6 protein-coding genes, 1 tRNA gene and 1 pseudogene are annotated in these 7902 nt (G+C 65.9%); 6 read left to right on the top strand and 2 right to left on the bottom strand.

Translation table 11 applies throughout. The features are described 5' to 3' along the window. Positions 1 to 406 precede the first annotated feature (406 nt). The 6 genes from G3N98_RS37190 (at position 407) to G3N98_RS37165 (ending at position 5308) form a co-directional block, all read left to right on the top strand. Positions 407 to 1420, top strand: coding sequence for a class 1 fructose-bisphosphatase (locus tag G3N98_RS37190; protein ID WP_089439471.1), 1014 nt, complete (start codon positions 407 to 409; stop codon positions 1418 to 1420). A 207-nt stretch (positions 1421 to 1627) separates the two neighbouring features. Beyond that, positions 1628 to 1703 (top strand) — tRNA-Thr (locus G3N98_RS37185). A gap of 171 nt (positions 1704 to 1874) precedes the next feature. Beyond that, complete coding sequence (locus G3N98_RS37180) at positions 1875 to 2684, top strand: LuxR C-terminal-related transcriptional regulator (RefSeq protein ID WP_206150913.1); 810 nt, start codon at positions 1875 to 1877, stop codon at positions 2682 to 2684. A 164-nt stretch (positions 2685 to 2848) separates the two neighbouring features. After that, on the top strand, positions 2849 to 4582 hold the full coding sequence (locus G3N98_RS37175; protein ID WP_206150912.1) for an FAD-dependent oxidoreductase: 1734 nt from the start codon (positions 2849 to 2851) through the stop codon (positions 4580 to 4582). Next, positions 4579 to 4791 (top strand): hypothetical protein, encoded by a 213-nt coding sequence (locus G3N98_RS37170; protein WP_206150911.1) that lies wholly within the window; start codon positions 4579 to 4581, stop codon positions 4789 to 4791. Before G3N98_RS37175 ends, G3N98_RS37170 begins: the two co-directional genes overlap by 4 nt. Before the next feature lie 262 nt (positions 4792 to 5053). Beyond that, positions 5054 to 5308, top strand: coding sequence for a GlsB/YeaQ/YmgE family stress response membrane protein (locus G3N98_RS37165; RefSeq protein WP_089424754.1), 255 nt, complete (start codon positions 5054 to 5056; stop codon positions 5306 to 5308). Between the two features lie 79 nt (positions 5309 to 5387). Here the strand turns inward: G3N98_RS37165 and G3N98_RS40070 are convergent. Next, positions 5388 to 5546: pseudogene (locus G3N98_RS40070) on the bottom strand (TlpA family protein disulfide reductase); the annotation flags it as partial. 45 nt (positions 5547 to 5591) lie between these two features. Continuing rightward, the coding region (locus tag G3N98_RS37160; RefSeq protein ID WP_206150910.1) for a TonB-dependent receptor at positions 5592 to 7902 on the bottom strand (2311 nt) is incomplete at its 5' end.

The raw sequence follows: 7902 nt of genomic DNA, 5'->3' as shown, positions 1-7902 counted from the left end.
CCTCGCCCGCTCGCTCGAACTGTGGCGCCGCTTCACGCCGGCGCTGCGCGACCGGATGCGCGAAGCGCTCGAGCAGGTCGCCGCCGGCGCGAAATCGCGTGACGTGCGCGAGATCGTCGAGAAGGCGCTCGCGTAACGCCATCGCCTGCGCGATACAGCCGGTGCCGCTCGTCGCGGCACCGGCTTTTTTATGGTGTGAAGACTGCTGGAACCGCGCGCAATCGCGAGGGCCGACCGCGCCGCCTGCCGTTGGCGTCAAGCGCGTCCCGCCGGTTTCCAACCCTGGGAAACCGGGCCGGGACGGCCGCCCGGTCATGTAACCGGACGAAAAAAGCCGGTGGCACGGGAGGCGCGGCGGGTAAAATTGCGGCTATTCAAGGATTCTTTTGGCCTTCTGGAGTCTGTCATGTCCATTGCCCGCCGCACCACGCTGTCGAAGTTCCTGATCGAACAGCAACGTGAGACCAACAACCTCCCCGCCGACCTGCGCCTGCTGATCGAAGTCGTCGCGCGCGCATGCAAGGCGATCAGCTACAACGTGTCGAAGGGCGCGCTCGGCGAAGCGCTCGGCACCGCCGGCAGCGAGAACGTCCAGGGCGAAGTGCAGAAGAAGCTCGACATCCTGTCGAACGAAATCCTGCTCGACGCGAACGAATGGGGCGGCAACCTCGCCGCGATGGCATCGGAAGAAATGGAAACGTTCTTCCCGATCCCGGCGAACTACCCGCGCGGCGAGTACCTGCTCGTGTTCGATCCGCTCGACGGCTCGTCGAACATCGACGTGAACGTGTCGATCGGCACGATCTTCTCGGTGCTGCGCTGCCCGGACGGCAAGCAGGCCACCGAGGAATCGTTCCTGCAACCCGGCACGCAGCAGGTTGCGGCCGGCTACGCCGTGTACGGCCCGCAGACGGTGTTCGTGCTGACGACCGGCAACGGTGTGAACTGCTTCACGCTCGACCGCGAAGTCGGCTCGTGGGTGCTCACGCAGAGCAACATGCAAATCCCGGCCGACACGCGCGAGTACGCGATCAACGCATCGAACGCGCGCCACTGGTACGACCCGGTCAAGCGCTACGTCGACGAGCTGAACGCCGGCAAGGACGGCCCGCGCGGCGACAACTTCAACATGCGCTGGATCGCATCGATGGTGGCCGACGTGCACCGGATCCTGAACCGCGGCGGCATCTTCATGTACCCGGCCGACAAGCGCACGCCCGATCGTCCGGGCAAGCTGCGCCTGATGTACGAAGCGAACCCGATGTCGTTCATCGTCGAACAGGCAGGCGGCGCCGCGACGACCGGCACGCAGCGCATCATGGAAGTGCAGCCGACGGGCCTGCATCAGCGCGTCCCGGTGTTCCTCGGTTCGAAGAACGAAGTCGAGCGCGTGACGGGCTACCATCAGGAAAAGCAATAAATTTGCACTGCAGCACTAGACAGTGTCGCGCGACGTACGTAGAATCGCGGCTCTCGATGTGACCCCAACGGGTCGCATCGCAGTGAAACGAAGCGGGAAGTTTGCCGAGTCGATGCGTTTCGCGAAACAGCAGCAGCAAGCTGAAAAAATTTCGCAAAACCTATTGCCAAGGTCTCAGATTTCACCTTATAATTTCGTTTCTCTGATGCCGGTGTAGCTCAGTTGGTAGAGCAGCGCATTCGTAATGCGAAGGTCGTAGGTTCGACTCCTATCTCCGGCACCAAGTTATAAAGGGCTGACAAGCAATGCTTGTCAGCCCTTTTCTCATTCCGGGCGCCCAATCGTGCGCTGCCCTTCTTCTCTCCGTGTCCGCTCCGCTTGCGGGCATCACCCGACTCCCGCGCCGCCCGCCGCCGATTACAATCGCCGGACCCTTCCGCCCTTTCCGAGCATCATGCGCACCTGGCGTCTCGAGCGACCGAACCTCACCGGGCAACTGGACGTGTCACGTGCGACGCGCCTTGTCGCCGCGATCGGCGGCAACGAGCCCAACGCATTCGCAGCCGAAGTGCTGACGCTGTTCGACGATGCGCTGTCGGTCACGCAATGCACGATCTTCGCGTACGAGTTCGGCAACCGTCCGCGCACGCTATCCGTCGCCGACCATCGCGGCGGCCGCTACCTGCGCGACGTCGCCGACACCTACGCGCGACACTTCTACGCGCTCGACGGCAACCAGAAGATCGTGTCGAGCGCACCTCGCGGCGGGCGCCGCCACGACCTGCTGCTGCACCAGCAGGCCGGCGACGAGATCGATCATGAAGCGTATCGAGCGGCCTGCTATCGCGGCCCCGACGTGTCCGACCGGCTGTCGTTGCTGATACAGCCCAACGATGCGAGCTGGCTGTCGATCAATTTGTACCGCGCGCATCGCAGCGGCGCGTTCCAGCCGCGCGAGATCGCGGTGATCGAAGCGCTCGCGCCACTGATCGCGCAGGCAGCGAAGCATCACTACGCGCTCGCCGGTGCCGCGCAGATCGGGATCCCGCAACGGATGCTCGCGCGGCTGCGCAGCGCCTGCCCGGCGCTGTCCAAGCGTGAACTCGACGTGCTGCGCGGTGTGCTCGAAGGCCAGACCGCACAAGAGATCGGCGAGACGATCGGCGTGAAGGCGTCGAGCGTCGTCACGTACCAGAAACGCGCCTACCGGCGCCTGGGCATCTCGAGCCAGCGCCAGTTGTTCGCACTCTGCCTGCAGCCCTGAACCGAACCGGCCTGCGATGACCGAATCGGGGTAAATCCCGGTCGGCTTGCTGTACCCGGAATGGGGACAGTGGACTTCCGCCCGGCTTCCATACTGCTTCGGCTGCCTGCACGCGTTGCCCCGGCGCGCGTGCACGTCGAACTGCCCTCCCCCGGAAGCCACCAATGGATATCGACTTCAAGCCCTACCCGTTCGTCGCCGAGCGCCATCCCGCGCATCTGCCGGCGTGCGACGACGGTATCGATACGCACCGGCATCGCGTAGCGATCGTCGGCGGCGGCCCCGTCGGCCTCGCCGTCGCGCTCGGTCTGGCGAACCATGGCATCCGTAGCGTGCTGATCGAGGCCGACGATGCGGTCTGCCATGGCAGCCGTGCGATCTGCATCTCGCGGCGCAGCCTCGAGATCATCGAGCGGCTCGGCGCGCTCGACGACTTCCTGCGCACGGGGTTGCCGTGGACCGGCGGACGCAGCTTCTACCGTCGCGACGAAGTGCTGCATTTCACGATGCCGCAGGACGAAAACCAGAAGCTGCCGCCGATGATCAATCTCGCGCAGTATCACATCGAGCAATTCCTGCTCGACGCCGCGCTGCACCGCCCCGAACTCATCGAGATCCGCTGGCAGGCGAAAGTCACCGGCGTGACCCGGCAACCGGACGGCGTGCGCCTGGACGTCGACACACCGCTCGGCAGCTACGCACTCGACGCCGACTGGGTCGTCGCGTGCGACGGCGGTCGCAGCATGATGCGCGAAGCGCTCGGCCTGTCGCTGCAGGGCACGAGCTACGAGGGCCGCTACGTGATCGTCGACATCGCGCTCGACAGCGACCGGCCGACCGAACGGCTCGCATACTTCGATCCGTCGTCAAACCCGGGCTCGACGGTACTCGTCCACAAGCAGCCCGACAACGTGTGGCGAATCGACTACCAGTTGCCCGACGATGAGGATCCCGAAGCGGCCGTCAAACCGGGGAACGTGATCCCGCGCGTGCAGAACCTGCTCGACATGATGGGCGAGCACGGCGACTGGTCGCCGATCTGGATCACGATCTACAAGGCGAATGCGCTGACGCTCGAACGCTATCGGCACGGCCGCGTGCTGTTCTGCGGCGACGCCGCGCATCTCGTGCCGATCTTCGGCGTGCGCGGCGCGAATTCGGGCATCGACGATGCCGACAACCTTGCATGGAAACTCGCGTACGTGACTCGCGGGCTCGCATCGGACACGCTGCTCGACAACTACTCGGACGAACGCGTGTTCGCGACGCACGAGAACCTGCGCTACGGCACGAAGAGCACCGAGTTCATGGCGCCGCCGTCGTTTGCGTTCGACCTGATGCGCAAGGCCGTGCTGTCGCTCGCGGTCCGGCATCCGGCACTGCGCTCGCTGATCAATCCGCGCCAGACGACCGCCATCGCGTATGCGACGTCGTCGCTCAACGCAGCCGAACGCGATACGTTTTCGGCCGGCCCAGCGCCCGGCACGGTGCTCGCCGAATGTCCGCTGATGCGGTACACGGCGCACGGCAACGACACGCGCCGCGGCCACCTGACCGACCTCGTCGCCCCGCGCTTCACCGCGTTCTGCTTCACGTCCGACGGCGTGCCCGATCCGACGCTCGCCGATCTTGAACGGCGTCTGCAGGCAGCGCAGATACCGTTCGCGCTCGTCACGCTCGCGCGATATGCGGCGCCGCGGCAACCGGCCTGCGGCGGCCATGACGACGACGGCCGACTGTTCGACAGGTACGGCGCGCGCGACGGCACCGTCTATCTCGTGCGTCCGGACGGTCACGTACTCGGCCGCTGGCACGACGCTCGCGCGAGCGACGTAACCGCCGCGCTCGAACGCGCACTTCGCCCGGGCGCATCAACCGATCCTCAGGAGACCGCATGATGATGGACACCGAACGCGACACGCTCTACACCGACCTGTGCCGCACGATGACGCGGATCGGTGAAGCCGATGCGTCGCTCTTTCTCGCCCGCTTCGCGCTGCTGTCGATAGAAGCGATCGGCGAACCCGCGACCGTCGCACGGCTGATCGCCGACGCAGGCGACGGTTTGCCCGACACGGGGATGCAGGCATCGATGCTCGAACGGTGACGCCGATGGCCGACCGGCTTCACCGGCGGCCTTTTCTTACAGATTCATTTCGTCTCGCATTGCCCGTGCGCGAGCCATGCCGTATGTAGACAAATTCCCTGGAAAATCCCGTTAAGGGTGCATAACATTACTTAACGATTCCGACCCGTCTATCGCGTTACATTGCGTGGGCGGCGCGGCGGGTCGCGATGCCGCCTTCATTCAGCTTGCGGCGACACAGCCGACGTCCGGTCTTTCGACACCACTCAAGGAGAGGACAACCATGACTCATGGCTTGATTATGTGGCTCATCATCGGCGCGATTGCCGGCTGGCTTGCCGGCTTGCTCGTCAAGGGCGGCGGCTTCGGGCTGATCGTCGACATCATCGTCGGGATCGTCGGCGCGGTGATCGGCGGCTGGCTCGCCGGGATACTCGGCCTCAGCGTCGGCAGCGGCTTCATCGGTTCGGTGATCGTCGCGGTCGTCGGCGCGGTGATCCTGCTGTTCGTGATCCGGCTATTCAAGCGAGCGGCCTGACGCTTCTCTCCACGCGCCTTCGGGCGCGTTTTCGCATCAGGCCGGCGCGCGGCACGCTCGCCGCGCGCCGCCGGCCCGTTCAGCACTTCGCGCGCTGCAACCAGCCGTCGAGTATGTCGGCCGTCAGCAGTCCACTGCGCGCTTCGCGTGTATCATCGCGCCCGATCCACATGATGCGCGGCATTTCCCCTCTCCATCCCGCATCGAGCGCCGCGCGCAAACGCTCGGGCATCGGCTGGCGACGGCAACGCGCACCACAGCGCGCCGCCTGCCGCGAGCGATCTCACAGCGACCATTTCAGTTCTCCATAGAAAGTACGGCCCGGATACGGGTGGAACACGTAATAGCGGCGGTCCGTCAGGTTGTCGATGCCGAGCGACGCAGTCCAGTGACGGTCGACGCGGTAGCGCGCCTTCAGGTCGACGACCGTGAACGAGCTCGTGCCGCCGTAGACGTCCGGGTTCACGTCGCTGTTGTCGAGCGTGTTGAACTGGCGGCCCGAGTAGCGCACGCCGACGCTCGCGAGCCAGTGCTCGTCGAAGCGATACGACGCGAGCAGGTTCGCACGCATGCGCGGAATCCGCGGAAAGCGCGAGCCGACATACGCGGGATTCGCGGCATCGGCAAGAATCTGTGCATTGCTCGCCGACACGTTCGCGTCGATCGCGAGCCCCTTCAAACCGACGTTCTCGCCGCTGAACGCGAGCTCGACGCCGCGCACGCGCACGCGATCGACGTTCGAGATGTTGGTCACCGTCGTCGCGCCCGACACCGTCGTCTGGCTGTAGATCGAATCGCGCAGGTCGCTCTGGAACACGCTGGCACGCACGACGCCGACACCGACGTCGCGTTCGGCCGTGAAGTCCCAATCGATCGCCTTTTCCGGCCGCAGGTTCGGGTTGTTGTTGACGATCGCGTTGTTCGAGATCGTGCCCTGGAACAGTTCGCCGACCGTCGGGAAACGCGTGCCGGTCGCGAACGACAGCCGGAAGCGCCAGACGTCGGTCGCATCCCATTGCAACGCGACCTTCGGCGACAGCGCATTCGCGCTGCGGTCCGCATAGCCGAGCGTGCCCGTTGCATTGCCGAGCGCACCGCCGTACGCATCCCAGCGCTCGTAGCGCAGCCCCAGCGTCGCGAGCCAGCCCGGCGCGAAGCGCCACGCGTCCTGCCCGAACAGCGCCTGCGTGCGCGTGTCGCCGCGATAGACGCTCGACAGCGACGTGGTTGGCCCTGCCAGCCAGTCGGCCGTGTTGTACGTGACGTTGCGCAGGAAGTAATTGTCGTAGTGATAGCCGAACGTGAACGTGTGGCCCTTCACTTCCGGCGCCTCGGCCTTCAGGTCGAGCGTGCGCCAGCCGGTGCCGTCGCCCTGGAACAGCGTGCCTGCGCCGCCCTGCACGGTCGACGCCGAGCGTTGCACGTCGCGCGACACGTCGTATGCGGACACGACGCCCGACAGGCGCCAGCCGGAATCGAGCCGGCCATTCAGGCCGAGCGCATACAGCCAGTTCTCCTGGTCGCCGCGCTGCGGCGCGAACGCGTTCGGCGCGACGGTCATGTTCCGGCCGCCGATCGACACGTTGCCACCGTAGACTGGATTGTCGGCCGCATCGCGCAGGAAGGTTTCGCCGTGCTGCCGGTAATGGTTCTCCCAATGTCCGAGCGTGAGCGTTGCATCGACGTGGTCGGTGAACGCATAGCCCATCCGCATCGTCTCGTTGAGCTGCTCGGTCCGCTCGATCGTCTGCGGGCCGACGATCGTCCGCGGCTTGCCATTGGGCCCGATGTCGGTCGCGGCGCCCGTCACGGGCACGGCGGCGCCGAGCTTCGGGTTGTATGCCGAATTGGGGCTCGCATACTGCATCGGCTGACCGTTGTTCTCGAGCCGGTCGAGCGACAGCGCGAACCAGAACCGGCCGACCCGGTTCGCGATCCGCGCGGTCTGGTGATTGCCGCCGAAACTGTCCGCGAATCCGTAGCCGTCGTGATAGCGCTGCGTGAAGAACTGCGTCGACAGCGACGCCTCGAGCTTTTCCGGGCGGCGCGTCGTGAGCAGCACGGTCGAGCCGATCGAGTTGCCCGGATACAGCGCTGAAAAGGGGCCATAGAGCACGTCGACGCGCGCGATATCGTCCGGCGGAATCAGCGACCAGCGCGGCGGATACGCGTAGCTCGAGCCGAGCAGGTTCGACAGCAGCACGCCGTCGGCGTAGACCAGCCCGCGCGCGCTCTGCAGTTCGTTGAAGTCGCGACCGGCGAACACGCTGTTGCGGTCGCCGATATAGCGCTTGCGGACCATCAGGTTCGGCGCGTACTTCAGCGCGTCCTCGGTGGTGACGTTGGTGTGCGACTCGATCTGCTCGCGCGTGATCGACGTGACGACGGCCGGGGTATCCGGATCGACCGGTTGCCGCTGCGCGGTCACGCTGACGGCGCTCAGCGTTTCGCCGGCCGCCGGCGCCGGCGGCGCGATTGCGACGGCCGAAGCGGGAGCGGCGGCATCGGCGGCATGCTCCACGCCACTGCGCGTGGTAGCGCTGCGTGCAGCGTCGGTCGAGGCCGCATGGGCGGAAGGCCACGCGAACGATGAC

The sequence above is a fragment of the Burkholderia sp. Tr-20390 genome (assembly GCF_017104595.1).
Classification (GTDB): Bacteria; Pseudomonadota; Gammaproteobacteria; order Burkholderiales; family Burkholderiaceae; genus Burkholderia.
This window is presented reverse-complemented; position numbering and strand designations above follow the sequence as displayed.